24 protein-coding genes, 1 tRNA gene and 1 pseudogene are annotated in these 25,664 nt (G+C 62.9%); 12 read left to right on the forward strand and 14 right to left on the reverse strand.

The window, feature by feature from the left end:
• Positions 1-254: 254 nt before the first annotated feature.
• A pseudogene (locus XH85_RS47190) lies at positions 255-356 on the reverse strand (response regulator); the annotation flags it as partial.
• A gap of 229 nt (positions 357-585) precedes the next feature.
• Between XH85_RS47190 and XH85_RS40775 the strand changes: the two are divergent.
• On the forward strand, positions 586-960 hold the full coding sequence (locus XH85_RS40775; protein WP_128936413.1) for a response regulator: 375 nt from the start codon (positions 586-588) through the stop codon (positions 958-960).
• A 1,268-nt stretch (positions 961-2,228) separates the two neighbouring features.
• On the opposite strand, the gene XH85_RS40785 is transcribed toward XH85_RS40775, so the two are convergent.
• Positions 2,229-2,528 (reverse strand): hypothetical protein, encoded by a 300-nt coding sequence (locus XH85_RS40785; protein WP_128936415.1) that lies wholly within the window; start codon positions 2,526-2,528, stop codon positions 2,229-2,231.
• Between the two features lie 187 nt (positions 2,529-2,715).
• Here XH85_RS40785 and XH85_RS40790 point away from each other — a divergent pair, with 187 nt between their 5' ends.
• The gene (locus XH85_RS40790; protein WP_128936416.1) at positions 2,716-3,471 is read left to right on the forward strand and encodes an enoyl-CoA hydratase/isomerase family protein; all 756 of its coding nucleotides are present in this window, start codon (positions 2,716-2,718) and stop codon (positions 3,469-3,471) included.
• Positions 3,472-3,965: 494 nt separating this feature from the next.
• Here the strand turns inward: XH85_RS40790 and XH85_RS40795 are convergent, their stop codons facing one another.
• Positions 3,966-4,904, reverse strand: a complete 939-nt coding sequence (locus tag XH85_RS40795) for a metallophosphoesterase (protein ID WP_128936417.1) — start codon at positions 4,902-4,904, stop codon at positions 3,966-3,968.
• Positions 4,905-5,006: 102 nt separating this feature from the next.
• Between XH85_RS40795 and XH85_RS40800 the strand changes: the two genes are divergently transcribed.
• Positions 5,007-5,495, forward strand: a complete 489-nt coding sequence (locus tag XH85_RS40800) for a CDP-archaeol synthase (RefSeq protein WP_091897198.1) — start codon at positions 5,007-5,009, stop codon at positions 5,493-5,495.
• A gap of 7 nt (positions 5,496-5,502) precedes the next feature.
• Here the strand turns inward: XH85_RS40800 and XH85_RS40805 are convergent, their stop codons facing one another.
• From XH85_RS40805 to mnmA, 5 genes are all read right to left on the reverse strand, one after another.
• Complete coding sequence (locus XH85_RS40805) at positions 5,503-6,441, reverse strand: metallophosphoesterase (RefSeq protein ID WP_128936418.1); 939 nt, start codon at positions 6,439-6,441, stop codon at positions 5,503-5,505.
• A gap of 1,153 nt (positions 6,442-7,594) precedes the next feature.
• Positions 7,595-7,671: transfer RNA gene (locus XH85_RS40810), tRNA-Met, on the reverse strand.
• A 237-nt stretch (positions 7,672-7,908) separates the two neighbouring features.
• Positions 7,909-8,265 (reverse strand): hypothetical protein, encoded by a 357-nt coding sequence (locus tag XH85_RS40815; protein ID WP_091888379.1) that lies wholly within the window; start codon positions 8,263-8,265, stop codon positions 7,909-7,911.
• 322 nt (positions 8,266-8,587) lie between these two features.
• Positions 8,588-9,226, reverse strand: a complete 639-nt coding sequence (locus XH85_RS40820) for a class I SAM-dependent methyltransferase (protein ID WP_128936419.1) — start codon at positions 9,224-9,226, stop codon at positions 8,588-8,590.
• Positions 9,227-9,464: 238 nt separating this feature from the next.
• Positions 9,465-10,646 (reverse strand): tRNA 2-thiouridine(34) synthase MnmA, encoded by a 1,182-nt coding sequence (mnmA, locus tag XH85_RS40825; RefSeq protein ID WP_128936420.1) that lies wholly within the window; start codon positions 10,644-10,646, stop codon positions 9,465-9,467.
• A gap of 349 nt (positions 10,647-10,995) precedes the next feature.
• Here mnmA and XH85_RS40830 point away from each other — a divergent pair, with 349 nt between their 5' ends.
• The 9 genes from XH85_RS40830 to XH85_RS40875 all read left to right on the forward strand — a co-directional run bounded on the left by XH85_RS40830 (position 10,996) and on the right by XH85_RS40875 (position 20,852).
• Positions 10,996-12,627, forward strand: coding sequence for a flagellar hook-length control protein FliK (locus tag XH85_RS40830; RefSeq protein WP_128936421.1), 1,632 nt, complete (start codon positions 10,996-10,998; stop codon positions 12,625-12,627).
• Between the two features lie 12 nt (positions 12,628-12,639).
• Positions 12,640-13,347 (forward strand): flagellar hook assembly protein FlgD, encoded by a 708-nt coding sequence (locus XH85_RS40835; protein WP_091888371.1) that lies wholly within the window; start codon positions 12,640-12,642, stop codon positions 13,345-13,347.
• 402 nt (positions 13,348-13,749) lie between these two features.
• Entirely contained in the window at positions 13,750-14,025 is a 276-nt protein-coding gene (gene sciP, locus XH85_RS40840; protein ID WP_002714638.1) for a CtrA inhibitor SciP, read from the forward strand.
• A gap of 181 nt (positions 14,026-14,206) precedes the next feature.
• On the forward strand, positions 14,207-15,820 hold the full coding sequence (fliF, locus tag XH85_RS40845; RefSeq protein WP_128936422.1) for a flagellar basal-body MS-ring/collar protein FliF: 1,614 nt from the start codon (positions 14,207-14,209) through the stop codon (positions 15,818-15,820).
• 44 nt (positions 15,821-15,864) lie between these two features.
• On the forward strand, positions 15,865-16,959 hold the full coding sequence (fliG, locus tag XH85_RS40850; RefSeq protein WP_128936423.1) for a flagellar motor switch protein FliG: 1,095 nt from the start codon (positions 15,865-15,867) through the stop codon (positions 16,957-16,959).
• Positions 16,959-17,582, forward strand: a complete 624-nt coding sequence (locus XH85_RS40855; protein ID WP_128936424.1) for a FliH/SctL family protein — start codon at positions 16,959-16,961, stop codon at positions 17,580-17,582. Before fliG ends, XH85_RS40855 begins: the two co-directional genes overlap by 1 nt.
• Positions 17,583-17,585: 3 nt before the next feature.
• Entirely contained in the window at positions 17,586-17,936 is a 351-nt protein-coding gene (fliN, locus tag XH85_RS40860; protein WP_091888362.1) for a flagellar motor switch protein FliN, read from the forward strand.
• A gap of 53 nt (positions 17,937-17,989) precedes the next feature.
• Positions 17,990-19,372 (forward strand): sigma-54-dependent transcriptional regulator FlbD, encoded by a 1,383-nt coding sequence (flbD, locus tag XH85_RS40865; RefSeq protein ID WP_128936425.1) that lies wholly within the window; start codon positions 17,990-17,992, stop codon positions 19,370-19,372.
• Positions 19,373-19,703: 331 nt separating this feature from the next.
• Positions 19,704-20,852, forward strand: coding sequence for a M20 family metallopeptidase (locus XH85_RS40875; RefSeq protein WP_128936426.1), 1,149 nt, complete (start codon positions 19,704-19,706; stop codon positions 20,850-20,852).
• 128 nt (positions 20,853-20,980) lie between these two features.
• Here XH85_RS40875 and XH85_RS45690 read toward each other — a convergent pair whose 3' ends face one another.
• The 6 genes from XH85_RS45690 to XH85_RS40900 form a co-directional block, all read right to left on the reverse strand.
• Positions 20,981-21,136, reverse strand: coding sequence for a hypothetical protein (locus XH85_RS45690; protein ID WP_008131268.1), 156 nt, complete (start codon positions 21,134-21,136; stop codon positions 20,981-20,983).
• Between the two features lie 96 nt (positions 21,137-21,232).
• Positions 21,233-21,814: a flavin reductase family protein gene (locus XH85_RS40880; protein ID WP_128936427.1), complete on the reverse strand. Its 582-nt coding sequence runs from the start codon at positions 21,812-21,814 to the stop codon at positions 21,233-21,235.
• Positions 21,815-21,847: 33 nt separating this feature from the next.
• Positions 21,848-22,684, reverse strand: coding sequence for an ATP-binding cassette domain-containing protein (locus XH85_RS40885; RefSeq protein WP_128936428.1), 837 nt, complete (start codon positions 22,682-22,684; stop codon positions 21,848-21,850).
• A 20-nt stretch (positions 22,685-22,704) separates the two neighbouring features.
• Positions 22,705-23,511, reverse strand: a complete 807-nt coding sequence (gene ssuC, locus XH85_RS40890) for an aliphatic sulfonate ABC transporter permease SsuC (RefSeq protein ID WP_128936429.1) — start codon at positions 23,509-23,511, stop codon at positions 22,705-22,707.
• A complete protein-coding gene (gene ssuD, locus XH85_RS40895; RefSeq protein ID WP_128936430.1) occupies positions 23,508-24,686 on the reverse strand; it encodes an FMNH2-dependent alkanesulfonate monooxygenase in 1,179 nt (392 codons plus the stop codon). Before ssuD ends, ssuC begins: the two co-directional genes overlap by 4 nt.
• Positions 24,683-25,636 (reverse strand): sulfonate ABC transporter substrate-binding protein, encoded by a 954-nt coding sequence (locus tag XH85_RS40900; protein ID WP_128936431.1) that lies wholly within the window; start codon positions 25,634-25,636, stop codon positions 24,683-24,685. The genes ssuD and XH85_RS40900 overlap by 4 nt, the downstream gene beginning before the upstream one ends.
• Between the last annotated feature and the right edge of the window lie 28 nt (positions 25,637-25,664).

Genomic DNA, 25,664 nt, shown 5'->3' on the forward strand with positions numbered 1-25,664 from the left:
ACGGATCAGCTACGTGCGGCACATGACGAGTTTGGAACCTAACCTACAAATGGCGAGCTGTACACGAGCTGGCCGCAATCGGGATTTGTCGCCTCTGGGTCAAAAGCGCCGGTTTGAATGGTGCCGTGTCACTTCCGGTCCGCCCGATCAGCAGACCATATCTGAGCCAAACCGAACTTCGCTAGTTTCACCCACCCGGGAGCTAAGGGGCGCTCGCGCGCGACCTCGCGCCTCCATAAGGTACTTTTCGATTGTTAGGTCGGCGAGCCTGCATTGAGAAGCTGCGATACGGCCGTGACCAATTGCGCCGGGGCAAAGGGCTTTTTCAGCAGAATGCTGTTCGGCACGCCCTCCGTTGTCTATGACTGGAGCTGCTGCCGAGGAGTGGGCTCGGAAGTTGCGCGCTTGGTCAGGCAAATCGATGATGGGCAAATCTGGCAGCTCCCCCTCCGCGTAATCGGTTGAAACGAAACGGTTCCGTCGAACTCCGTAACGCGATCCGGGCGGAAAGTTCAATTAGTCGGGGAACGATCGAGCAGTCCCGTCCTTTGTACTGTGGCAGTCCTTCTTCCACGGGGGCGTGCCATGAGTGATTGCGACAACAAGCTAAACGGTTGCCGTGTTCTCATCGTCGAGGACGAGTATTTTCTGGCGAACGATCTGGAAGTAGCGCTCAAATCCCACGGCGCGAGTATCATTGGACCCTTTGGTGACTTTGATGCAGCGTACCGCCGAGCCGCACGCGATCACTTCGACGTCGCCATCATCGACATCAATCTCCACAATAGGGCGGCTTATCCCATCGCAGACGAACTGATCCGGCAGGGCGTACCCTTTGTCTTCTATACTGGATACGGCGGCGAAATCATCCCGGAGCGCTTTGCGGGGGTGAAACTGTGGCAGAAGCCTTTCGATCCGTTAGAACTCGTTGAGGATATCGGGCGGCTGTGTGGGCGATGATCGTTCAGGCCGAGTGCGGTGTCGCATCAGCGCGGTCGTCGTCTGTCCGACTTGGGTCAAAATCGGCGGTCCAGACCGCTGCAATCAGTTTCCGCTCCACGCCCGACAGCCGACACCCCAACGACCATTCCGCTGGGCGATGATGGGCCAACAGGAGACATTCGCAGTAAGAGGCCGCCAGCTGAGGCGGCCTTACTTCTTTCGGGATCGCTCCAGTATCTCAAGGACCTTGCCGGATCGGTCCAAGACCAGCGTGCTTTTTGCCAGCGTCATGTAACTGTCCGCCAGCATCTGAAGCTGGTAACGAGAATGCGAGTCAGAAGCCTCTTCGGCCGCTCTGCTGTAATGGGCCGCTAGTTGCGCAAATTCGTCCGGCGTCATCATGGCCGGGCGTGAAGGAAACGGTCAGCGGGCGCGCCGACGCCATCAATTTGAAGACGCTCCTGCTTGCGCAAGTCATTGACTAGACGTTCGAGGTAGGGCGGCAGAGGCGAGGCTTCGAGAAATAAGTCCTCTTGCAACCTGTTACCCGCCTCGTCGCCAATCGACTGGAGACGGTCGATGTGGTCCGATGCTCGACTGGTCGGTTCCATATCGCGACCTTTCGATTTAGGCCCCACGATTCACTTAAGTTGCAGGGTTGAAGAATGTTTCGCGTAGGCTTCGAAGGATGCCGATGGTTCCAACGGAACGAAAGCTCAATCCAAATCGAAACCTGGCGCAGCCTTTATAGAGCAGCATTCCGTAGGGACGTGCCTTCGCGATGTGCGTCAGGCTTGTTGCCATCGTCAGCGCTGGTGCCAGCACCCCGCCGAGTTAGTGAAGCTCTAGGCGCGCGACTTTCAACACGTTCAGAATGTCTGTTCCGGGTCCAATTGCGCCGGTTTACGGATCGCTCGGCTGCTTCCGGTTAGCCCCGCTCAGCGGACAGTATCAGGACCGGCCCTTGGTATCAGGGCCAAGAGTGAAATGCTCAGCGCCCTGCACTGGGAGTTTTCAGACAACCGCCCGTCGACAGTATCTAGGCACCTTACCGACAATGTCAGATTGCTGGAGGGGGCCATTTCGCGCTACCGTCAGACGTCACTTGAGGGTCTCCAATGCTTTCGTTTCCTCGCGAACAGCAGTACCCGGTTCTTTCCGCCGCGCTACCGAGCACCGAGTGCGAAGCATTTTTGGTCGCCCGCGACCACAGCATCGCGACGCTCGCTGCCACCGAATTGCGGGCTGCCATCAATAGCGGCCGTGCGCTGCTCTCGCGACTACCGCTACGCTCGCAGCGGACGCAGACGCAGAAAAAGGCTGGGGAGGCCATCGTTCATCTGACGGCCGACGCTGTGTGGCGATTTTTCCGTCGTCATGCCGTGCAGACGTATCGCGAACTCACAAGCGAAGGCACACAATCCCTTCGCGTTGATGCGCTTCTTTGGGCGGCTGCTGCACGCTGGCCCGACATTCTGCCTTCTCAGGCTGAGCTGGCGACCGAGAGTGAGCGCATGCAGGCCGACAAGGATGGTCTCGAGATTCACCAAGGTCTGTTCGTTAGCCAAATCATGGCCGATGCGCAAACGGGGCATCACTTAATACGTTCGATGTTGCGTCCCCGAGCCGAATCGCTTGCGCTTCTGCCCGAGTTTATCGCCACTGGCCACGTCGATTTGGGCACCGCTCGTGTCGAGGTACGAGGCGAAGCGGGCCATGTGACCATTCAACGAAAGATACCTCAACTCCGAGGACGATACGGTGGTTGGTCCCTTGGAGATCGCGACCGACCTGACGTTGCTGCATCCAGACGTCAAGATCGGCGTGCTGCGGGGGAGCCCGGTCAATCATCCGAAGTACCAAGGCCAGCGCGTGTTTTCATCGGGGATCAACCTGACGCGCATCTACCAGGGAAAGCAGAGCTATCTGTCTTTCCTTTTCAGAAGCATGGGATTGCACAACAAACTTTACCGCGGCGTGCTAGTCGAGGATGAACCTGATCACCTCGGTATACCGATCGAGGAGCCTGAACGGACCTGGGAGAAATTGTGGATCGCGGCCGTCGATAAGTTCGCTATCGGCGGCGGCTGCCAGCTTCTGCTGGTAGTCGATTATGTTATTGCCGAAGCGGGGTCCTACTTCAATTTGCCCGCGCGCAAGGAAGGGTTCTTGCCCGGTGCCGCGAACATGCGCTTACCGCGTTTTGTCGGTGAGCGGCTGGCACGCGAGGCAATGCTATTTGATCGGATGTTCTACGCTGACACACCGGAGGGTCGGCTGATTGCCAACGAAGTGGTGGCGGCCGACGAAATGGACTTGGCTGTCTCACGGTGCATCGGGCGCGCAGTCGGATCGGGAATGGTGAGCCCTGGCGCAAATCGGAAAGCCATCCGGCAGCAAACCGAACCGCTAGAAGCATTGCGCAAGTATCTGACGACCTACGCCTTCGAGCAGGCTTTCCTGCATCTTAGCGATCAGCTGATCGTCAATCTTGAAAGGCACTGGAACGCACGGCAACGAAAGCTGTGAGCCTCACGCCTCAATATGACCGCTTCGGGTGTCACTAGCCGACAGCCAAACTGCACCGACAGCGCGTCCGCTTTCTCGCCTCCTACCGACGTGTTCGGATATGAGATCTTATGGAAAGAGTCGGCTAATGGCCGATGTCCACTTGCCAGGAAGAGACTCATGCACTGCACAAATTGCAGTTGAATGACAGTGCCCCCGCTCATGGCACTCACATACTGGTGGTCCGTTCACAGGATGAAACCTGACACCGACCTATGACCTGTTGGATCGCTTCGTTTCAAAACGGGTCTTCAGCATGGAAAGCAAACTTCGAAACAAGTGCCAGACAGCACGTTGCCATTCTTCCCGTCCTCGGTGCCATCGGCGGGTTTAGAAGGAAATTTCGGTTGCCGAAAGCTGCCTCGGGTATTGGGGTGTTTTCGCTTCGGCGAGCTACTTCTCTCCCCGACTCTTGTTTTAGGCTCATGTACGTGATGAACCGTATTAGGTGAGCGTCAGGTGCGACGTAAATGGTGCAAGGTTATTTCCGGCGGGCAATTGAGGCGCACGGGAACGACGCTCGAGCCCGCACCAACGGAAGTATAGCCGGTCATATCGCCGTACTGCCAAGGCCCCGCCCCCATCCGTCTTGGCAGCACCGCCTCGAGCTTGATTGGAATGGATCCGGGGAGACAAATCTGACCGCCGTGGGTGTGTCCGCTCAGCATGAGATCAAAATTGGCATGGGCAGCCTGGCGATAAACCTCCGGTGTGTGAGACAACAAGATCGAGAATTGACCGCGGGGTATCGAGAGAGCGGCTTTTTCGATGTTATCCACTCTGTAGAAATGTGCATCATCGATCCCCGCCAGATAGATCCGTTGGTCCTTACGAACGATTGTTTCGCATTCATTGAGCAGCACGCGAATGCCCATGGCTTCGAGCCCCGGAACCATCTGAATCGTGTCGTGGTTGCCGAGCACGGCGTAGATTGGCTGTTTCAGATGATTTCCCAATCGCGCGACACCATCCAGCGCGGGCTGGAAGGGCCCAAAAGTCCGACCCCGATAATCGCCAGTCAGGACACACACATCGTACTGCATGCTGCCAACGAGCTCGATGAGTCTGTTCATGGCAACTTCATTCATATCCACGTGAAGGTCGCTAATGTGGAGAATGGTGAAGCCCTCAAAGAGGGGCGGTAATTTCTCGAACCTCAAGTCATTCCGCCTGACAAGAATGCGTTCTGCATTCTGGCGTGCACGCCAATAAAGCCCCGTTGTCCGCAGAACATTTCGAATGATCCACTCGGCCCAGGATGAGTTTTCAAGGTGAAAGAATGTGAGGCCCTGGCCAAACACCTGCGCTTCATGATCTCGCTCAATCCCCAATCGCTGCCGGGCGTGGAGCGGCCCGAGACGGATCTCGAGTTTGCGCAGAATGTCTTCGTCCACCAGCTAGCCCCCTTGATCGGCCTTCGGGTAGATATAGCGTATTCCCATGAGGCCAGAATCAGCCCGACCCTGGCGGATGCAACTATAAGCTAAGTTGAAGAAATGCAACTTGTGCATATTCTGCAATTGTTGGTTTTAATGACGTTGGCGAACGGCACACCGATCGTTGCGAAGAAGATTTTTGGCTCACGTTTTTCCTTTCCGCTGGATGCCGGCACCATATTTTTTGATGGGCGGCCGTTGTTTGGGCCATCGAAGACCATCCGCGGTATCTTGATTTCTTTCCTCGTCACGACAGCAAGCGCCCCACTTATTGGTCTGGATCTGACGATTGGTGCAATCGTGGCGGTTGCGGCTATGGCGGGCGATTTGTTCTCCAGTTTCGTGAAGCGCCGCCTAAACTCTCCGCCTAGCAGTCAGGTACTCGGGCTCGATCAGATTCCCGAATCCGTATTCCCGATGCTGGCATGCCGCGGCGCACTTTCATTGACGATCGCAGACGTCGCGCTTGGCGTCGGGATCTTTTTTATTGGCGCGGTAATTCTGTCTCGTTTTCTATTCCGGGTCCACCTGCGCGACGAACCATATTAGCCCGCCGTTAGCCCGAACGAAGGCAGTGCAGGGTGATTTCTGGTGGACAGTTGAGGCGAACAGGAACGACGCTCGATCCAGCACCGACAGAGGTGTAGCCGGCCATGTCATGATACCGCCAAGCTCCTGCCCCCATCCGTCGAGGCAATACTGCATCAAGTATGATCGGAATAGATCCTGGCAGACAGATCTGCCCGCCGTGCGTATGCCCGCTCAGCAACAAATTAAAACCGGCATGAGCCGCCGGATGATAGATCTCCGGTGTGTGTGACAGTAAGATGGAGAACTCGCCAAACGGTATCTGCAACGCAGCCTTTTCGATATCGTCGGCCTTGAAGCAATGAGCGTCATCGATTCCAGCTAAATAGATTTGCTGATCGCCGCGCACGATCACCTCGCTCTCGTTAAGCAGTATATGTATTCCCATGGCTTCCAGCCCCGGAACCATTTGGATGGTATCGTGGTCGCCTAGAACCCCATAAACGGGCTCCTTTAGATGAGCTCGCACTCGTGCAACGCCGTTCAAGGTAGCCTCAAACGGTCCAAGATTCTTCCCCCGATAGTCCCCGGTTAGAACACATAGATCGTAGCGCATGTCGCCGACGAGTTCGATAAGGCGCTGCATGGCAGCTTCATTCATATCCACGTGCATGTCGCTAAGGTGGAGTATGGTGAAGCCGTCGAACAGCTGTGGCAGCTCCTTGAACACAACATCATTCCGTTTGACGAGAATGCTTTCTGTATTTCGGCGTCCGCGCCAGTAGAGACCGGTCAGCTTGAGTGCATTTCGGACGACAGAATGGACCGGATACCAGTTCTCTATGTGAAAGGAGAGAAGGCCGTGGCCGAAGATCTGTGCCTCACGAACCGTCTCGATAGCCAATCGCTGTCTCGCATGGAGCGGTCCGAGGCGCCCCTCCAATTTGTGTAGGATATCCTCGTCCATGGAACGAATTCCTCCGACTGGCTCAACCTTCCATGGGAGCACCAGCGCTTGCCAACTCTTCAGGATATTCCTTTCGGCTGGCTGCTTGGCAGCACAAAGTCCAGGAAGATCTTCCGGCTCTCGCGCCGAGATGGCCAAGATTTAGATGGCCTGACGCATAGGCCTCGCTAGGACAGCGCAAAAGCGATGTCCCCGGATTCTTACGGTCCCCAAATGCTTGCGCCGGTCGTCGCTCCCCGCGCAACCTCGTGCAGGAATTTCTCGATGTCTGAGTGTCCACTTCGGGGATCTTTCGCGCGCCGAGTATCGGTTTGATATGAGCCTCGATCCGGCTCTTGTCCGTTTTAAGCGCGCTATTCTTCTTGTTATGTCCGCGCGTGTCAGGACCGTCAATGAACACTCCTTGCGAGCCTTCAGTGACTGTCGGCTTCTCAGTGTAGACCTGGCAGCCATCATCGTCCTCCCCGGCCGCAATTTCAGGAAGTTCACTAACCCTTCCCATTGAGCCAGCCCGAGCTGAGCGAGAGTAACTTCCAATCCTGCGGGCCTGCCGCGAACGGCAAACCGAACTAGAAATTCCCAGATTCCTATTTTGGTTGAGCGAGGCGGATTCAAACCGCCGCGCAGCCAAGCCGTTGATTTTCTGAGAAATGCCGTACTAGACCGACTTTGCGGGTTCAAAGATTCGGAGAAAATTCGGTTCTCCGGCTTCATTCAGGCCTTTGCTGGATGACCGCTGGGAATTCTCCGCCCGCGAAAAAGCAGGAAAACGACCGAGTTTCTGGCCTGTCTGCAGCTCCAAGTACGAGATCATTTTTGCCGGGTGGCGGAGCGAGAAGGATTCAAACTCAACGTACGCTGGGCATCGAGCCCCGACAATATGTCCCTCCAGATACCTCGGACGAGCATGCGCAACTGGCTAGGTTTGTAGTAGCGGCCTGCTCAACGGCTCAGCGTTGGCCCCATGAGACCTAGCCGCCTCCATGAATCCTTGAAGAGCGGCATTCAGCAACGCCTGCAGGATTTTCGAATGCAATCTGCGTAGCAAGGATTCGTTTGGCGCTGACTCGGCGCAGATGCGCTACCGATGTGCTACGGGGTCAGTAGTCAGCGAGGACGATCTCAGTAACCAGCTGATACCGCGATGGAATCTTGGTAGCGGGGGAGGGACTCGAACCCCCGACCCCAGGATTATGATTCCCGTGCTCTAACCAGCTGAGCTACCCCGCCACAGGGCTCGCGGTGGCCGAAACGGCCGATCTCGCGAACGCGCGGCATATAAGGAAGGGGGCGGCGGGAAGTCAAGCAAAGCCCGGTCGATTAGCTGAGTGAATTCAGCGACGGACCGGCCCATTCCGACACCAGACCTGTGGAGAGTCCCCCTCACCCGGAATCCGCGCTTTTGCGCGGAATTCCAGCCTCTCCCCGCGGGCGGGGAGAGGCGAAGAAAGGGGGCGAAGAATCAGCCTATTTCGGCCGCACGTTCGGATCGCCGCCGGGGCTGCCCGGGGGTGGGATCACCGGGGTGTTGGCGCCGGTGTCGGGCGCGGGCGCGTGCATCTCGGGGTCGATGCCGGCGGGCGGGCAGAGCACGCCCTCGGATTTGGCCAACTTGTCGCCGAGCGGTTCCCGGGCCTGGCCGGTGGTGGTGCCGTCAGGCTGGCGGTTCAGACGGTCCTGGGCTGTGCAATTGGTCGGATGTTGCGGAGACGGTGGCGCGGTCTGTTGCGGCGGCGTCGCCGGGGCGGGCGGGGCCTGCGCGATCGCGCTGCCGGAGGCGGCGATCAGGAGGCCCGCTAGGATGATGTTTGATGTCGTGCGCATGGGAAGGAAACGCGCTGGGCGTGGGGCCCGTTCCCGGGCCAAGCGCGATGTGATCGGGCGATCCCTGAAGTATTCCCCCGTCATTGCGAGCGCAGCGAAGCAATCCAGGGTTTTTCCGCGGAGACAGTCTGGATTGCTTCGCGGAGCCTGTCATCGGGCCGCGCTTCGCGCGGATCCGTTGGCTCGCAATGACGGGGTGGTGAAAGCTTTACCCGCGCGAGAGATATCGCTGGTGGAGAGAGCCCTCTCCCCTACCCTCTCCCGCAAGCGGGAGAGGGGGCGCACTGCCGGCCTGGCTGGCTGCGCGCCAGTCCAATCACGATCACGATTTGCGGTAGCGGATCAGCGAAAAATGCCCCATCGGCGGCATCGGTCGGCGCTCGGCTAGCGTGACGCCGCCGTGTTTTGCGGCCCAATTGGCGAGGCGGGCCCACGGGAATTCCGGGCGCCAGCCGAGGCGGCGGGCTATGGGTGCGAAGGCGAGCTCGAACAGTTTTCGCGGGCCCGCCTCGGCGCCGATGTGATTGACGAGGATCAGCTCACCGCCGTGCTTGAGCACGCGCACGAACTCGTCGAGCGTGCCTTCGGGATCGGGCACCGCGGTGATGACATATTGCGCGACCACCGCGTCGAAGAAGTTTTCGGGGAAGGCGAGGTTTTTCGCGTCCATCACCGAGAGCACTTCGACATTGGAGAGCCGCAGCGCGCGCACGCGCGCCTGTGCCTTGCGCAACATCGGCTCGGAGATGTCGACGCCGCAGATTTTCGTGGTGCGCGCATAGTCCGAGAGCGATAGCCCGGTGCCGACGCCGACGTCGAGGATACGGCCGCCGATGCGGTCGGCCTCCGCGATGGTCGACTGCCGTCCGGCGTCGAACACCTTGCCGAACACGAGATCATAGACCGGCGCCCAGCGGCCATAGGCCTTCTCGACCCCGGCCCGCGAGATGTCTGCTGCCATGCCCCCTGCCCTTGCGCGCTTCTAGTGTGTGATGCGTGTTGGTGGATTCAAAAGTCGCCCCGCGCGCGGTCTGAGCCTCTCCCGCTTGCGGGAGAGGTCGGCGCGTAGCGCCGGGTGAGGGTTCTATCCGCCCGCGAGATATCGCGTGTGGAGAGAGCCCTCTTCCCAACCCTCTCCCGCAAGCGGGAGAGGGGGCGCACTTCCGGTGCCGCGGCAGTGCGATCCAATTTCGTCATGATTAGCCGCGCACGGCTTCCGCGAGCGGCCGCAATGAGGCCGTACCGACCTTCGCTGCGGCGCTCTGAATGAAGCCGCCGCCGAGCACGCGCGCCTGGCCGCCAGGCGCGTCGTAGAACACGCAGGCCTGGCCCGGCGAGACGCCCTCTTCGCCGGCGACGAGCTCGATCTCGTAATGACCATTGCCGCCGCGCAGCCACGCGGGCTGGGGGCTACGGGTCGAGCGCACCCGCACGAACATTTCGAGACCGCCGCCGATGGCGCGGTCGATGTCGCCGTCGCCGATCCAGTTGACGTCGCGCAGCACGATGCGGTGCATCTTCAGGGCATCGCGCGGACCGACCACGACGCGGCGATTGGCGGCTTCAAGGCGCACTACGAACAGCGGCGCGGTCGCCGCAATGCCGAGGCCGCGGCGCTGGCCGACGGTGAAATTGGCGATGCCGTTGTGCTGGCCGAGCACGCGTCCGTCGAGATCGACGATGTCGCCGGGATCCATCGCGTTCGGCCGCAGGCGAGTGATGACGTCGGTGTAGCGTCCCGTCGGCACGAAGCAGATGTCCTGGCTGTCGTGCTTGTCGGCGACCGCGAGCCCAAAGCGGCGCGCGAGCTCGCGCGTCTGCGGCTTGGTCATGTCGCCCAAGGGAAAGCGCAGGAAGTCGAGCTGCTCGCGCGTGGTCGCGAACAGGAAATAGCTCTGATCACGATCGGCGTCGGCGGCGCACACCAGCGCGCGCGAGCCGTCATTCAGGCGACGCGAGGCGACGTAATGGCCGGTGGCGAGCGCGGTGGCGCCGAGCTCGCGCGCGGTCTTCAGGAGATCGCGGAACTTGACCGAACGGTTGCACTCGATGCACGGCACCGGCGTCTCACCGAGCGCGTAAGAGTCGGCAAAGTTGTCGATGACGGACTCGCGAAAACGGTCCTCGTAGTCGAGCACGTAATGGGGAATGCCGAGCTTGGCCGCGACGTCGCGGGCGTCGTGGATATCCTGGCCGGCGCAGCAGGCGCCCTTGCGATGGGTCGCCGCACCATGATCGTAGAGCTGGAGCGTGATGCCGACGACCTCGTAGCCCTCAGCCTTGAGCAGCGCAGCCGTCGTCGAGGAATCGACGCCGCCCGACATGGCAACGACGACCCTGGTGTCCTCAGGACGGCCTTCGAGATCCAGACTGTTGAGCATGGGCCTTAAAGCGTTGTGACGGCGGCGTGGTGATCCGCATTTCCTGTGCTTCCGGCGGGATATCGGGCGATCCCCGGGAACCCTGGTTCCCCCGGGGGGCACGACTGCCCGGTCGAAAGCGGCTGAGAGTGACCTCTTTAATATAGGCGGCATTCCGGTGAAGCAATCACGCGGGCGGCCAGCTTAGGGCAATTCTTGCCGGGGCGGCAGAAATGACGGGGTCGCGGCAGACCTCATGGCGGCCGCGCCGATTTCGCAAGATTTTGATTTTGCTGTTGAAATGGACATGAAGGGGCGCTGGCCCGCTCCTTGCTCCCTTCCTGCCGAAGATGTTTCCAAGGGGTCGCCTGTGGTCGGTCGGACGTCAGATGTCGTGGCAAGCGTGCAAGTCCAAAGCGCACAGCAAAGGTCTGCCCGGTCGCAAGCGGCGAAGGATAATTCCGCGGCCGATTCCTTCGGCTCGCTGGTCGACAGCAACACCCAGGCGATCAGCAACAACGCAGCCTCGCAGGCGCAGGACACTGCGCCGCGCCGGAGCGATGCTTCGTCTTCGTCGTCCTCCTCGGACAGAGCTGCGCGCAACACGTCGTCCACGGATCAGTCCTCGCAGAGCAAGGCGAGCGACGACACCGACACGTCCGCGCCGACCAAGAACGATGAGACGAGCGACACGACGACCGATCCGGCCAAGGACGCCGGCAAGACCAAGGCCAAGGTCGAGGCCTCCGACGCCAAATCGGCCGACAAATCCGACGAGACCAAGGGTGACAAGACCGACGGCACCGACACCGTCGTGGCCGCCGTCGATGCGGCGGCCGCAGTGGCGACCGATGCGACGCAACTCGCCGTGCCCGATCCGAACGCGATCGTCGTTGCCGCACCGGTCGTGCCGGTCGATCCGAATGCGGCTGCGAACCAGGCCACCGGCTCCGCCTCACCGCTGACGATCACCGCCGCCGGCCTCGCCGCCAGCGCTTCCACCGCGGCGCAGATCCAGGGCGCCAAGACCGATACCGCCACCGCGGGCGACAAGAGCGCCAAGACTGCGAGCGCCGAGGTCGATGCGGACACCACGACCACGCTCGGCGAGACCGCGACCGGCACGGGCGAGGCCACCGCGACCGATGCGAAAGCCAATGGCGGCCTGATCGCCGCCGTGGACCAGGGCACGCCAAAGACCTCATTCAAGGCCGCGGCCACGGCGCAGGCCCAGACCGACATCTCCAATATCGGCCAGGATACCGGCAAGGCGAACGCCGCCACGCCGCAAGCAGCGGGCGCAGCGCCCCTTAACGCCGCCGCGCATCCCCAGGCCGCCAGGCCGCAGGCAGATGGCGGAGCGGCTGACGCGAAGGCGGCTGGCACTGAGCGTACCGCCGATGCGGCCCCTGGCGTATCCGCCGCGCACGTTCATGCGGGACCGCAGGCGGCTGTCGCCGCGACGGATACCAGCGCACAAGCCGCCTCCGCCGTGCAGGCGCCGCTGACCAATACGACCTCGACCGCCACTGCATCGACCGCGACGCTCACCGCAACCGCGGCAACTAACACGGCGGTGCCGATCAGCGGCATACCGATCGAGATCGCGGCCGCCGTGCGCGCCGGCAAGTCCCGCTTCGACATCAGCCTCGATCCGGTCGAGCTCGGCCGCATCGACGTCCGCATCAATGTCGACCGCAACGGCCAGGTCACCTCGCATCTCACCGTGGAGAAGCCGGAAACGCTGCAAATGCTGCGTCAGGACGCGCCGCAATTGCAGCGCGCGCTCGACGATGCCGGTTTCAAGACCGGCAGCAACGGGTTGTCCTTCAGCCTGCGCGACCAGAATTCCTCGGGCCAAAACTCCGGCCAGAACAACGACAATGGCGGCAATGCCCGCCGGCTGATCATCAGCGAGGACGAAACCGTTGCAGCGGCGCCCGTCGGGCGCGGCTACGGCCGCATGTATGGGCCGAGCAGCGGCGTCGACATCAGAGTGTAAGGAGTATTCGACATGGCCACCACGAATGCCGCCACCGCACCTTCCGTCGTCTCCGGGACGACCGACATCCCGAAATCCTCCTCGTCGAACTCGCTGAGCTCGACCACGGGATCGACGCTCGCCGGCAATTTCCAGACCTTCCTGACGCTGCTGACGACGCAGCTGCAGAACCAGAATCCGCTGGATCCGCTCGATACCAACCAATTCACCCAGCAGCTGGTGCAGTTCGCCGGCGTCGAGCAGCAGCTCAAGACCAACGATTCGCTGTCCCAGCTCGTCACCCTGCAGCAGACCACGCAGGCGACCCAGGCGCTGGGCTTCGTCGGCAAGACCGCCCTGGTCGACGGCTCGACCGCGACCATGACGAAATCGTCGGCGACCTGGCATCTCAATGTGCCGACCGACTCGACCGTCGACATCACCGTCGCCAATGCCAGCGGCCAGACTGTGTTCACCGGCAAATATACCGCCGCCGCCGGCACCGACATCCCCTTCACCTGGAACGGCATGGGCAATGACGGCACGCAATGGCCTGACGGCAAGTACACGATCTCGGCCACGGGCAAGGATGTGGCGAACAACACCGTCGGCATCGCCGCGCAGGTACAGGGCACGGTGTCATCGGTCGACCTGACCCAGTCGCCGCCGCTGCTCACCATCGACGGCGCCAGCTACACCCTGAGCCAGGTCAAGAGCATCATCGCCACCGGCAGCAATTGAGGGCTGGCGGGCCGTTACATATACGGTGTCATCCCGGCGAAGGCCGGGATCCATACCGCGTGATCTATCGATGAACCGCTGGTAGCAGTACCAAGAAAGACTTCCGAACTACGGGTCTTCGCCAAACTCCTCCCTGTGATTATGGGTCCCGGCCCCCCGTGCGCAATTGCGCACTAGGCCGGGACGACGCCCGAAAGAGCGCGCGCAGGCCTCGTTCGTTAGTAAAGTATTTACGAAGTCCCCCTCGACTGGCCTGGACGCACCCGTCCCGCCGGCCGAGACGAGCGCGTTCCAGCCAGTTTCAACGAGAATTGTATTGAAGCCTTAGGCTTAGCGGATTTTTAAGCCGCGGGGCGTAGGGTTACGGCGTGAGTTCAGTGGTTGAGAGTTTGTGAGTACGCCATGACAGAACCCCATCGCCCGAGGGTAAAATACGTCATCGGGCCGGACGGCAGTCCGTTGACGATCGCGGATCTGCCTGCACCCGGCACCAAACGCTGGGTCATCCGCCGCAAGGCCGAAGTTGTCGCCGCTGTGCGCGGTGGACTTCTCTCCCTTGAGGAGGCCTGCAGCCGGTATACCCTGACGGTCGACGAATTCCTCTCCTGGCAGTTTTCCATCGACCAGCACGGTCTGGCGGGTCTTCGCACCACCCGCATCCAGCAATATCGCCAGTAAGCGATCCGGAAATCTGCAGCTTTTGACGAAAATCGGCCTCGCCCTGCGAGGCCGATTTTTCATGGTGTTAACTTTTGTCCGACCTCTTAACCGTCGTTAACCATATCGAAACCATCACCTAGGCAATAATTGCCCACTCGGCCTTTCCAGTGAAAGCGGCCGAAGCTGTTGGGGCGGTTGCTTGCAAGGTCTGGTCGACTTCCTGAAAGGTATCGGGGCCGCCCGATTCGGGGCGATGATCGCGGTTACCGCCGCGCTCATCGGCTTCTTCGCGTTCGTCATCATGCGCGTCACCACGCCGCAGATGACGACGCTGTTCACGGACCTCAGCGTCGAGGATTCCTCGGGCATCATCAAGGACCTGGAACGCCAGGGCATCCAGTTCGAGATCCGTAACGAGGGCTCCATCATCATGGTGCCCAAGGACAAGGTCACGCGCCTGCGGATGAAGCTTGCCGAGGGCGGCCTGCCCAAGGGCGGCGGCGTCGGCTACGAGGTGTTCGACAAGTCGGACGCGCTCGGCACCACCTCCTTCGTCCAGAACATCAATCACCTCCGCGCGCTCGAAGGCGAGCTCGCCCGCACCATCCGCGCCATCGACCGCATCCAGGCTGCCCGCGTCCATCTGGTGCTGCCGGAGCGCCCGCTGTTCGCGCGCGAGGCGCCGGAGCCGTCGGCCTCGATCGTGGTCCGCGTCCGCGGCTCGCTGGAAGCCCAGCAGATCCGCGCCATCCGCCATCTCGTCGCCTCCGCCGTCAACGGGCTGAAGCCGCAGCGGGTCTCGATCGTCGACGAAGCCGGCCAGCTGCTGGCCGACGGCGCCGCGACCGATCCGGAGCAGGCGGTCGGCGACGAGCGCCGCATCGCCTTCGAGAAGCGGATGCGCAAGCAGGTCGAGGACATCGTCTCCTCCGTGGTCGGCTCCGGCCGCGCCCGCGTGCAGCTCTCCGCCGATTTCGACTTCAACAAGGTCACCCAGACCTCGGACAAGTTCGACCCCGAAGGCCGCGTGCTGCGCTCGAGCCAGACCCGCGAAGAGCAGAGCATGACCGCCGACAACAACGGTCAGGTCACCGTCAACAACGAGCTGCCCGGCAACCAGCAGAACAACGGCGTCGCGGCCAAGGACCAGAGCAAGAAGACCGAAGAGACCAACAATTACGAGATCTCCCGCACCACCAAGACCGAAGTGACCGAGGCCGGCCGGGTCAACCGCATCTCGGTCGCGGTGCTGGTCGACGGCATCTATTCCAAGAACGACAAGGGCGAGCTGGCCTATCAGGACCGCACCAAGGAGCAGCTCGATCGCATCGCCGCGCTGGTGCGCTCGGCGATCGGCTTCGACCAGAAGCGCGGCGACCAGGTCGAGGTCGTTAACCTCCGCTTTGCCGATGCGCCCTCCACCGCTCCGATCGGCGAACCCTCGGGCTTCCTCGGCATGCTCCAGTTCACCAAGGACGACGTCATGTACTTCGTCGAACTCGGCGTGATGATGCTGCTCGGCCTGGTCGTGCTGTTCCTGGTGATCCGCCCGCTGGTCAAGCGCATCCTCGCCTCCGACGAAGTCGCCGCCGCCATCTCCGGCGTGCTGACGGGCCCCTCCGCTTCGGAAGAGGCCGCACCCGCCACCGGCCAGCCGCTGCTGCCGGGCGGCGCCGCCAGCGCCATCGACGTCGCCACCATTCAGGGCCAGGTTCACGCCCAGTCCGTTCATCGCGTCGGCGAGCTCGCCGAGCGCAACCCCAACGAAACCGTCGCCATCATCCGCCAATGGCTGACCGAACCCGCGAAATAACCAAGCCAAGTAACTTTGCCAAGTGAATCAAGAAGTGATCTGACATGGCCGCCAATCTGCAGAACGCCAACTCCAACGACATCACCAGCGTGATCTCCACGCTCGGTCAGCGCGCCGGCAACCGCGCGGGCGGCGCCAAGACCGCCGCGTTGGGCGGGCCGAAGCGTGCCGCGATCCTGATGCTGGCGCTGGGTGAGCAATATGGCGGCAAGATCTGGTCGCTGCTCGACGACGACGAGGTGCGCCAGCTCTCGCTGGAGATGTCGACACTCGGTACCGTCGAGGTCGACACCGTCGAGGACATGCTGCTCGAATTCGTCTCGCGCATGTCGGCCTCGGGCGCGCTGATGGGCAATTTCGACGCCACCGAGCGACTGCTCCAGCAATACCTTCCGCCGGAGCGCGTCAACGGCATTATGGACGAGATCCGCGGCCCCGCCGGCCGCAACATGTGGGAGAAGCTCTCCAACGTGCAGGAAGAGGTGCTCGCGAACTATCTCAAGAACGAATATCCGCAAACCATCGCGGTGGTGCTGTCGAAGCTGAAGCCGGAGCACGCCGCCCGCGTGCTCGGCATCTTCCCGGAGGAGCTCGCGCTCGACGTCGTCAACCGCATGCTGAAGATGGAAGCCGTGCAGAAGGAGGTGATCGAGAGCGTGGAGAAGACGCTGCGCACCGAGTTCATGTCCAACCTGTCGCAGACCCGCCGTCGCGACGCCCACGAGGTGATGGCGGAAATCTTCAACAATTTCGATCGCCAGACCGAGACCCGCTTCATCACCTCGCTGGAAGAGGAGAACCGGGAATCGGCCGAGCGCATCAAGGCCCTGATGTTCACCTTCGACGACCTCGTCAAGCTGGACTCCGGCTCGGCCCAGACCCTGATGCGCAACGTCGACAAGGACAAGCTCGGTGTCGCGCTCAAGAGCGCCAACGAGGACGTCCGCAGCTTCTTCTTCGGCAACATGTCCTCGCGCGCGGCCAAGATGCTCCAGGACGACATGGCGGCGATGGGCCCGGTGCGCCTGCGCGACGTCGACGAGGCCCAGGCGCTGCTCGTCAACCTCGCCAAGGACCTCGCCGCCAAGGGCGAGATCATGCTGACCAAGAATCGCGCCGACGACGAGCTGGTGTACTGATGGGCGCTCCGGCAAAATTCCTGTTCGATACCGACTTCGCCGCGCCCGAGCGCTCGACGCGCGAGAAGGCCGCGACGGCGGCCGAGATCGCCCAGAAGGTCGCGGAAGCCGAGGCACGCGCCTATCAGGACGGCTTTGCCGCCGGGCAGCGCGAGGCCAAGGCCGAGAGCGACCGCCGCGTTGCGCTCGCCATGGAGGAGATCAACATCGCGATCCGGGGCATCGCCTCTGGCATCGGCAACATCGAGTCCAAGATGGAGACCGAGGCGGTCGACGTCGCGGTCGCGGTGGCGCGCAAGCTGTGCGCCGATCTGGTCGCCGCCGAGCCGCTCGGCGAGATCGTCGCACTGGTCAAGGACTGCTTCTCGCATCTGGTGGCGACGCCGCATCTCGTCGTCCGCATCAACGACGCGCTCTACGACGCTGCGCGCGACAAGTTCGAGCGGCTCGCCAAGCAGAGCGGCTTCGAAGGCCGGCTGGTGATCCTGGCCGAGCCGGAGATTGCCACCGGCGACTGCCGGATCGAATGGGCCGATGGCGGCGTCGTGCTGGAGCGCGGCGCCATCGCAGCCAAGATCGACGACATGGTTGGACGCTATATCGCGTCCCGCAGGGGGAATTAAGCCATGAGCGACACCGACGGACAGGTCCCGCTGCCCGATCTCAACGGCCCGATGCCGCCCGCCGGCACCGACGTCGGCTACAACGAGGACGAATATGCGGCGCGCGTCGCCGCCGACCTCGAAGCCGTGTTCGACGTGCCGGTGCAGGTCTCGGCCGTGCTCGGCCGCTCCAAGATGGATGTCGGCGAGCTGTTGAAGCTCGGGCCCGGCACCGTGCTCGAGCTCGACCGCCGCGTCGGCGAGGCCATCGACATCTACGTCAACAACCGTCTCGTCGCCCGCGGCGAGGTGGTGCTGGTCGAGGACAAGCTCGGCGTGACCATGACCGAAATCATCAAGACCGAACGCGGTTAGCGAATACACGGGAATGACGCGCGGCAGCGCGACCAGACGGACAGGAGACTGACATGCGGCTTCTCATCGTTGGCACATTGAAGGGCCAGCTCACCACCGCCACCAAGATCGCGATGGAGAACGGCGCCACCGTGACCCATGCCGAGGATCACGAGCAGGCGATGCGCGTCTTGCGCGGCGGCAAGGGTGCCGACCTCCTGCTGGTCGACGTCGCGCTCGACATCCGCGACCTCGTGATGCGGCTGGAGGCCGAGCATATTCACGCCCCGATCGTCGCCTGCGGCATCACCAACGATGCCCGCGCCGCGGTCGCCGCGATCCATGCCGGCGCCAAGGAATACATCCCGCTGCCGCCGGATCCGGAGCTGATCGCCGCGGTGCTGGCTGCCGTTGCCAACGATTCCCGCGAGCTGGTCTATCGCGACGAGGCGATGGCCAGGGTGATCAAGCTCGCCCAGCAGATCGCGGGCTCCGACGCCTCGGTGATGATCACCGGCGAGTCCGGCACCGGCAAGGAAGTGCTGGCCCGCTACGTCCACACCCGCTCGGCACGCGCCAAGCGTCCGTTCATCTCGATCAACTGCGCCGCGATCCCCGAGCATCTGCTGGAATCCGAACTGTTCGGCCACGAGAAGGGCGCCTTCACCGGTGCGATCGCCCGCCGCATCGGCAAGTTCGAAGAGGCGAGCGGCGGCACGCTCCTGCTCGACGAAATCTCGGAGATGGACGTCCGCCTGCAATCCAAGCTCTTGCGCGCCATCCAGGAACGCGTGATCGACCGCGTCGGCGGCACCAAGCCTGTCGCCGTCGACATCCGCATCATCGCGACCTCGAACCGCAACCTCGCTGAAGCCGTGCGCGAAGGCACGTTTCGCGAGGATCTGCTGTTCCGCCTCAACGTCGTGAATTTGAAGATCCCGCCGCTGCGCGAGCGCCCCGCCGACATCCTCGAGCTCGCCCAGCACTTCGTGAAGAAATATGCCGAGGCCAACGGCGTGCCGCTGCGCCCGATCTCGGCGGAGGCGCGCCGCGTGCTCTCCAGCAACCGCTGGCAGGGCAACGTTCGCGAGCTCGAAAACACCATGCATCGCGCCGTGCTGATGGCGCAGGGCGACGAGATCGGCCCCGACGCGATCATCACGCCCGACGGCGACCGCCTCGACCTCGCCAAGACCGCACCGGCGGTGGCGCATGCCACCATGGCCGCCGAGCAGGTGACGCGCGCGCTTGTGGGGCGCACGGTCGCCGATGTCGAGCGCGACCTGATCCTGGAGACGCTGAAGCACTGTCTCGGCAACCGCACCCATGCCGCCAACATCTTGGGGATTTCGATCCGCACGCTGCGCAACAAGCTCAACGAATACGCCGACGGCGGCATCCCGATCCCGCCAGCGGGCACGCCGGGTGAATATCCGCGCGTGCCGATCGGGGCGTGAGGCGACCACGCTGATCGAGAATGCAGATGCCCGGGCTTGGCCTAGGCATTTTGTTTTCAAGGCACTCTGCGCGCCGCACTCGCAGTGTCGTCCTGGTGAAAGCCAGGACCCATTACCCCAGGGAGAGGTTTGGCGAGGATTAGTCGTCCGGTACACCTACCGCCCATACTCGAGAGATTCCGCGGTATGGGTCCTGGCTTTCGCCAGGACGACACTGAGGAGGCACTACGCGTCCCAGTCCACAGCAGCAACATGGCCGCACCGCATCCGGCGACTAGGTCGCGCCAGCGCGAGGCTCTATAACCCCCGTGAGAACCACACGGGGATAAACATGTCTGAAGCTCAAATCACGGATTGGCTGGCGGCGCAGCGGCAGGCGATGATCGATCTGCTCCGCGAGGTCGTGAACATCGATTCCGGATCCTACGACAAGGAAGGCGTCGATGCGGTCGGTGCGCGGTTCGAGCGGCATTTTGCCGAGCATGGCATTCCGTACCGGCGCGAGGAAAACGACCGCTTCGGCGATGCGATTCATGCCGAGGTGGCCAAGCCCGGTAGCAACGAGAAGCCGGTGTTGTTGATGGGACATCGCGACACTGTGTTCGGCAAGGGCGAGGCCGGACGGCGTCCATTCACGATTCGAGATGGCCGCGCCTATGGACCCGGCGTTGCCGACATGAAGTCCGGGCTCGTCATGAACGTGTTCGTGGCGACCGCCTTCCACAAATTCGGCGGCAATCCACATCCGATCAAGCTGCTGATCACCTCGGACGAGGAGATCGGCTCACCCTCCTCGCGGCCGGTGATCGAGCGCGAAGGACGCGCCGCGCGCGCCGTGTTCAATTCCGAGCCGGGCCGCCCCACCGGGAACGTCGTCACGGGGCGCAAGGGCGGCATCTTCATGCATGTCGCCATCACCGGCAAAGCCGCGCATTCCGGCGCCAATTTCGCCGCCGGCGTCAGCGCGATCGGCGAGCTCGCGCACAAGATCGTGCAGATCCACGCGCTGACCAATCTCGACAAGGGCATCACGCTCAATGTCGGCCTGGTCTCGGGCGGGCAATCCGTCAACACCACGGCGCCTTACGCGGAAGGCCAGATCGACCTGCGCTATGTCGATCCCGCAGACCGCGCGACGGTGATGGCCGCGATCGAGCAGATCGTCGCGACGTCCTACGTGCCGGGTACCAGCGCGACGCTGACGATCAAGGGCGAGTTCGTGCCGGTGGTGCAGAGCGCGGAGTCGAAGGCGCTGTTTGAAGGCTATCAGGCCGCCGCAAAGCAAGTCGGCCTTACCACGCTCCAGGGCGAGTTCTCCGGCGGCTGCGCTGATTCCGGTTTCACCGCCGCCGTGGGCACGCCGACCATCTGCGGCCTCGGGCCGGTCGGCGGGCTCGCGCACACGCCGGAGGAATATCTCGAGCTCGACAGCATCGTGCCGCGCGCACAGGCGCTGGCGTTGGCGATTTTAGGGGGGTGAACGCAGGTGTCGTAGCAGGTGCCGTAGGGTGGACAAAGGCGCACTTGCGCCGTGCCCACCATTTGTCTTCGCTGGATAGAAGTGGTGGGCACGCTTCGCTTTGCCCACCCTACGAGACCTAAGAGGTCCTACGAATAACTCGGCGCGTCGGGCTTGCGGAAGATGTGGATGGGATCGCCCGGCACGATCGGCTGGCCGCTGAACATCGCATAGGCATAGAGCGCGAGATAGGCGATCGCGAGCGCGCCGATAGCGTAGAAGGCCCAGGTCGCGACGCGCTTCATCGATCCGCTCCATTGCCGTCCCGGCGGGAAGGCTGAGGGCGCTTCTAGAGCGATGACGGGAAAAAGGCCAGCCTGTGGGCCGCCGGCCAGCGGCGATCAAATGCCGCGCCGGGCGCGCGCGGGAACGCTGACGTCGGCGAGCCTGGCCGCATCTTCGTCCCGGTCGACTGCCACATATTGCCCATGCCAATAGGCCAGCGCGGCGGTGCGGGTCGAGCTCCTGATATCCCTGACACGGCCGATGACGATGCCGTGCGAGTGACGCTCGATGATCTCCTCGACCTCGCAGTCGAACGCCGAGAGCGCGCCCACCAGCAGCGGAACACCCGAAACTGATGTCACCCATTGGGCGCCTGCAAAGCGGTCGGCGCCCTTCAGTCCGCCCTTGCCGGCAAAACGTTCGGCGACATCGAGCTGGTCGGCATTGAGGATGTTCACGCCGAAGGCACTGTGGCGGCGGATCAACGGAAAGGACGAGGCGTCCCTGTTGATGCTGACCAGCAGTGTCGGCGGTTCGACTGATAGCGAGGTCACCGAGGTCACCGTCATGCCGGTGATGTCCCTGCCCCGCCCGGCGGTGATGACGCTGACGCCGCCGGTGAGGTGGCGCATAGCGCCGCGGAAATCGGCGGACGAGACAGGGATTTCGGTCATGAGATCGCGGGGCACTACATTCATGGCGTTGCTCCCCGAAATGGGGGTTCCCTGTATTTAGGTACGATCGTCCGCCGATAACAGGTGACTCAGGATCGAGCCTTCGAGCCCCGCAAGCTCGGCCGAACCGCGCTGGCGAGGCCGGGCCGCGTTAACCGTGACGTCATGGGCGATCCGGCCCTCCTCGATCACCAGCACCCGGTCGGCCAAGGCGACCGCTTCGGCGACGTCATGGGTCACCAGGATCGCGGTAAAGCCCTGGTCGCGCCAAACGCGCTCCAAGAGACGCTGCATCGAGATTCGGGTCAAAGCGTCCAGCGCGCCGAGCGGCTCGTCGAAGGCGAGCACGCGCGGGCGGGAGACCAGCGCGCGGCCAAGCGCGACGCGCTGCTTCTGGCCACCCGACAGCACCGAGGGCCACTGATCGCGCTTGTCGGCAAGGCCAACTTCGGTCAGCGCCTTCTCGGCGCGCGCATGCGCATCGCCCGAGGCGCGGTCGCGGCCAAGGCCGACCTCGACATTGGCGAGCACGCGCGCCCAGGGCAGCAGCCGCGGCTCCTGGAACATGACGCGGATGTCCTCGGGCTGGATATCCTGGCCGAAGCTGATGCTGCCGGCGTCGATCTTCTCCAGGCCGGCGATGAGCCGCAGCAGTGTGCTCTTGCCACAACCGCTCTTGCCGACGATGGCGACGAACTGGCCGGCGGGGATGTGCAGATCGATGCCGCGCAGCACCTCGTTGTCGCCGAAGGATTTGCGCAAGCCACGGATGCTGAGCGGCAGGCCGGCGGTCGTCGTCGGGCGCTCCTCGCGCACCACACGGGCGTGCGGCGCGAAATTGGCGCGGCTGGCGAGCTCGGTTTCCGGAAGGGAGGTACGAAGCGCTGTCTGCATGGGATTCCCAGTATTTCTGCTCAACGTTTCTGGAAGGCGGGGTGCCAGGCGAGCGTCAGGCGCTCCAGCACGCGGGAGGCGCTGTCGGCGAGCTTGCCGAGCAGGGCGTAGATCAGGATCGAGAGCACGACGACGTCGATCAGCATGAACTCGCGCGCCTGCATCGCCATGTAGCCGAGGCCCGAGGAGGCCGCGATGGTCTCGGCGACGATCAGCGTCAGCCACATGATGCCGAGCGCGAAGCGGATGCCGACGAAGATCGAGGGCAGCGCGCCCGGGAAGATCACCCGGCGAAACAATTCGCCATCGGTCATGCCGTAGATGCGGCCCATCTCGATCAACTGCGGATCGACCGTGCGGATGCCGTGCAGCGTGTTGAGGTAGATCGGGAAGAATACGCCCAGCGCCACCAGGAACAGCTTTGCGCTCTCGTCGATGCCGAACCAGAGGATGACCAGCGGGATCAGCGCCAGATGCGGCACGTTGCGCACCATCTGGAGCGTGGTGTCGGTCAGCTTTGCCGAGAGCTGCGACAGGCCGTTGGCGAGCCCGAACGCGAAACCGATGCTGCCGCCGATCAGAAAGCCGATCGAGGCGCGCCAGAACGAGACCCAGATGTTGCGAACGAGCTCGCCGGAGAGCAGCAGCTTCCAACCTGCGAGCACGACGTCGCTCGGCGCAGGCAGCACCCGCGTCGGCACGAAGCCGGTGACGCTCGCGACCTGCCAGATCGCAATGATGGCAAGCGGCACGATCCACTGGATCAGGCCGTCGACCCGCGGCAAACGAATGCTGCGCGGGAGCGAAACGCTGTCGATCAGGCTCATGACTGCGGCACCCGGTGCTGCGGACGGAAATCGCCGCCGACCGTTTCGCCGAAAGGACCGCCGTTGAAGTGCAGCTTCGTCACGTTTGAGGGTTGCTCCAGCGAGAGCAGCGGGAATACCAGCTCGGCGAAGCGATAGGCTTCTTCCAGATGCGGGTAGCCCGACATGATGAAGGTATCGATGCCGAGATCCTGATACTCCCTGATGCGCGCCGCGACGGTCTGGGCGTCGCCGACCAGCGCGGTGCCGGCGCCGCCGCGCACGAGGCCGACACCGGCCCACAGGTTCGGCGCGATCTCGAGCTGGTCGCGTTTGCCGCCATGAAGCTGCGCCATGCGCTGCTGGCCGACGGAGTCCATGCGGGCAAAGTTCTTCTGCGCCAGCGCGATGGTGTCGTCGCTGACATGCTTGATCAGCTCGTTCGCGGCGCGCCAGGCCGCTTCATTGGTTTCGCGGACGATCACGTGAAGGCGGATGCCGAAGGAGAGTTTTCGCCCGCGCGCTGCGGCGACATCCCTCACCTTCGCGATCTTCTCGGCCACCAGCGCCGGCGGCTCTCCCCAGGTGAGATATTTGTCGACGGTATCGACGGCGACGTCGATGCCGGCATCGGACGAGCCGCCGAAATAGAGCGGCGGACGCGGCGACTGCACGGGAGGAAACAACAACTTGCCGCCCTCGATATGGATGTGCTTGCCCTCGACATTGACCGTCTTTCCGGCGAGCAGGTCGCTATAGACGCTGAGGAACTCGCGGGTGACCTCGTAGCGCTCGTCATGGCCGAGGAAGATGCCGTCGCCCTTGTTCTCGACGGGATCACCGCCGGTGACGACATTGACGAGAAGCCGGCCGTTCGAGATGCGATCGAGCGTCGCCGTCATGCGCGCCGCCACGCTCGGCGATTGCAGGCCGGGCCGGACGGCGACGAGATAGCGCAGCCGCTCGGTGAATGGCGCGACGCTGGAGGCGACGATCCAGGAATCCTCGCAAGATCGCCCGGTCGGCAGCAGCACGCCGAAATAGCCGAGCTGATCGGCGGCCTGTGCGATCTGGCGCAGATAGTTGAAGTTGACCTCGCGGCCGCCGACGCCGGTGCCGAGATAACGGCCGTCGCCGTGGGTCGGCAGGAACCAGAGGATGTTGGCGTTCGCTTGCTTGCTCATCGTGCTGCTCATGTTCCTGGTTTGCGCGCCACGTCGGAAATCTTGATTGCCTTCGGGATCAGACCTAACGCGAAGAACGCGTCGGCGACCTGCTGCTGGTCGGCGATGACGGCATCGGTGATCGGCTTGATGCCGTAGGACTGCCGCTTCAGCGCGACCTCGACCACGGGGACCGACAGGCCGATCGACGGCGCCAGCTGCTCGGCCACCGCATGGATGTCGCCCTTGGCCCAATCGTCGACAGTGCTGAGCTCGGCGAGCACGGCGTCGACGATCTTCGGATTGGCTTCGAGAAATTTCTTGGAGGAGAAATAGAACTGGTAATTGGCGACGATGCCGGTGCCGTCGGCGAGCGTGCGCGCACCGGTGGCCGCTTCCGCCGCGGCCTGGAACGGATCCCAGATCACCCAGGCATCGACCGCGCCGCGCTCGAAGGCGGCGCGCGCGTCGGCCGGCGCCAGGAACACCGGCTCGATCTCGGAATACTTCACGCCCGCCTTCTCCAGCGCCTTGACCAGGAGGTAGTGGACGTTGGAGCCCTTGTTGAGCGCGACCTTCTTGCCTTTGAGCTCGGCGACCGATTTCAGCGCGCTGCCCTTCGGCACCAGGATCGCCTCGCCCTTCGGCGCCGGCGGCTCATAGGCGACATACTGGATCGGCGCGCCGGCGGCTTGCGCAAAGATCGGCGGGGCTTCGCCGGTGTTGCCGAAATCGATCGCGCCGACATTGAGCGCTTCGAGCAGCGGCGGACCCGACGGGAATTCGGTCCACACCACCTTGTAGCCGTCGGCGGCGAGCTTCGGCTCCAGCGTGCCCTTGCTCTTGAGCAGCACCAGCTTGCCGTATTTCTGGTAGCCGATGCGGACCACTTTATCCTGTCCGTAGGACGTGCCGACCGCGGCGGCGACGATGCCGATCGACAGCACGATGGCCGCGATCAGACGCTGAATGATACGCCTCATGTTCAAACCCTTTTGGATGGGAAGGCTG

Origin of the sequence: Bradyrhizobium zhanjiangense, assembly GCF_004114935.1 — a bacterium.
Lineage (GTDB): Bacteria > Pseudomonadota > Alphaproteobacteria > Rhizobiales > Xanthobacteraceae > Bradyrhizobium > Bradyrhizobium zhanjiangense.

Coding starts and splice junctions, on each gene's coding strand:
- fliG (WP_128936423.1), top strand. CDS start 15,865: ATGGCCGCCAATCTGCAGAACGCCAACTCCAACGACATCACCAGCGTG.
- XH85_RS40900 (WP_128936431.1), bottom strand. CDS start 25,636: ATGAGGCGTATCATTCAGCGTCTGATCGCGGCCATCGTGCTGTCGATC.
- XH85_RS40805 (WP_128936418.1), bottom strand. CDS start 6,441: ATGGACGAGGATATCCTACACAAATTGGAGGGGCGCCTCGGACCGCTC.
- XH85_RS40800 (WP_091897198.1), top strand. CDS start 5,007: ATGCAACTTGTGCATATTCTGCAATTGTTGGTTTTAATGACGTTGGCG.
- ssuD (WP_128936430.1), bottom strand. CDS start 24,686: ATGAGCAGCACGATGAGCAAGCAAGCGAACGCCAACATCCTCTGGTTC.
- fliN (WP_091888362.1), top strand. CDS start 17,586: ATGAGCGACACCGACGGACAGGTCCCGCTGCCCGATCTCAACGGCCCG.
- mnmA (WP_128936420.1), bottom strand. CDS start 10,646: ATGCTCAACAGTCTGGATCTCGAAGGCCGTCCTGAGGACACCAGGGTC.
- XH85_RS40855 (WP_128936424.1), top strand. CDS start 16,959: ATGGGCGCTCCGGCAAAATTCCTGTTCGATACCGACTTCGCCGCGCCC.
- flbD (WP_128936425.1), top strand. CDS start 17,990: ATGCGGCTTCTCATCGTTGGCACATTGAAGGGCCAGCTCACCACCGCC.
- XH85_RS40885 (WP_128936428.1), bottom strand. CDS start 22,684: ATGCAGACAGCGCTTCGTACCTCCCTTCCGGAAACCGAGCTCGCCAGC.
- XH85_RS40775 (WP_128936413.1), top strand. CDS start 586: ATGAGTGATTGCGACAACAAGCTAAACGGTTGCCGTGTTCTCATCGTC.
- XH85_RS40880 (WP_128936427.1), bottom strand. CDS start 21,814: ATGAATGTAGTGCCCCGCGATCTCATGACCGAAATCCCTGTCTCGTCC.
- XH85_RS40820 (WP_128936419.1), bottom strand. CDS start 9,226: ATGGCAGCAGACATCTCGCGGGCCGGGGTCGAGAAGGCCTATGGCCGC.
- sciP (WP_002714638.1), top strand. CDS start 13,750: ATGACAGAACCCCATCGCCCGAGGGTAAAATACGTCATCGGGCCGGAC.
- XH85_RS45690 (WP_008131268.1), bottom strand. CDS start 21,136: ATGAAGCGCGTCGCGACCTGGGCCTTCTACGCTATCGGCGCGCTCGCG.
- ssuC (WP_128936429.1), bottom strand. CDS start 23,511: ATGAGCCTGATCGACAGCGTTTCGCTCCCGCGCAGCATTCGTTTGCCG.
- XH85_RS40815 (WP_091888379.1), bottom strand. CDS start 8,265: ATGCGCACGACATCAAACATCATCCTAGCGGGCCTCCTGATCGCCGCC.
- XH85_RS40835 (WP_091888371.1), top strand. CDS start 12,640: ATGGCCACCACGAATGCCGCCACCGCACCTTCCGTCGTCTCCGGGACG.
- XH85_RS40875 (WP_128936426.1), top strand. CDS start 19,704: ATGTCTGAAGCTCAAATCACGGATTGGCTGGCGGCGCAGCGGCAGGCG.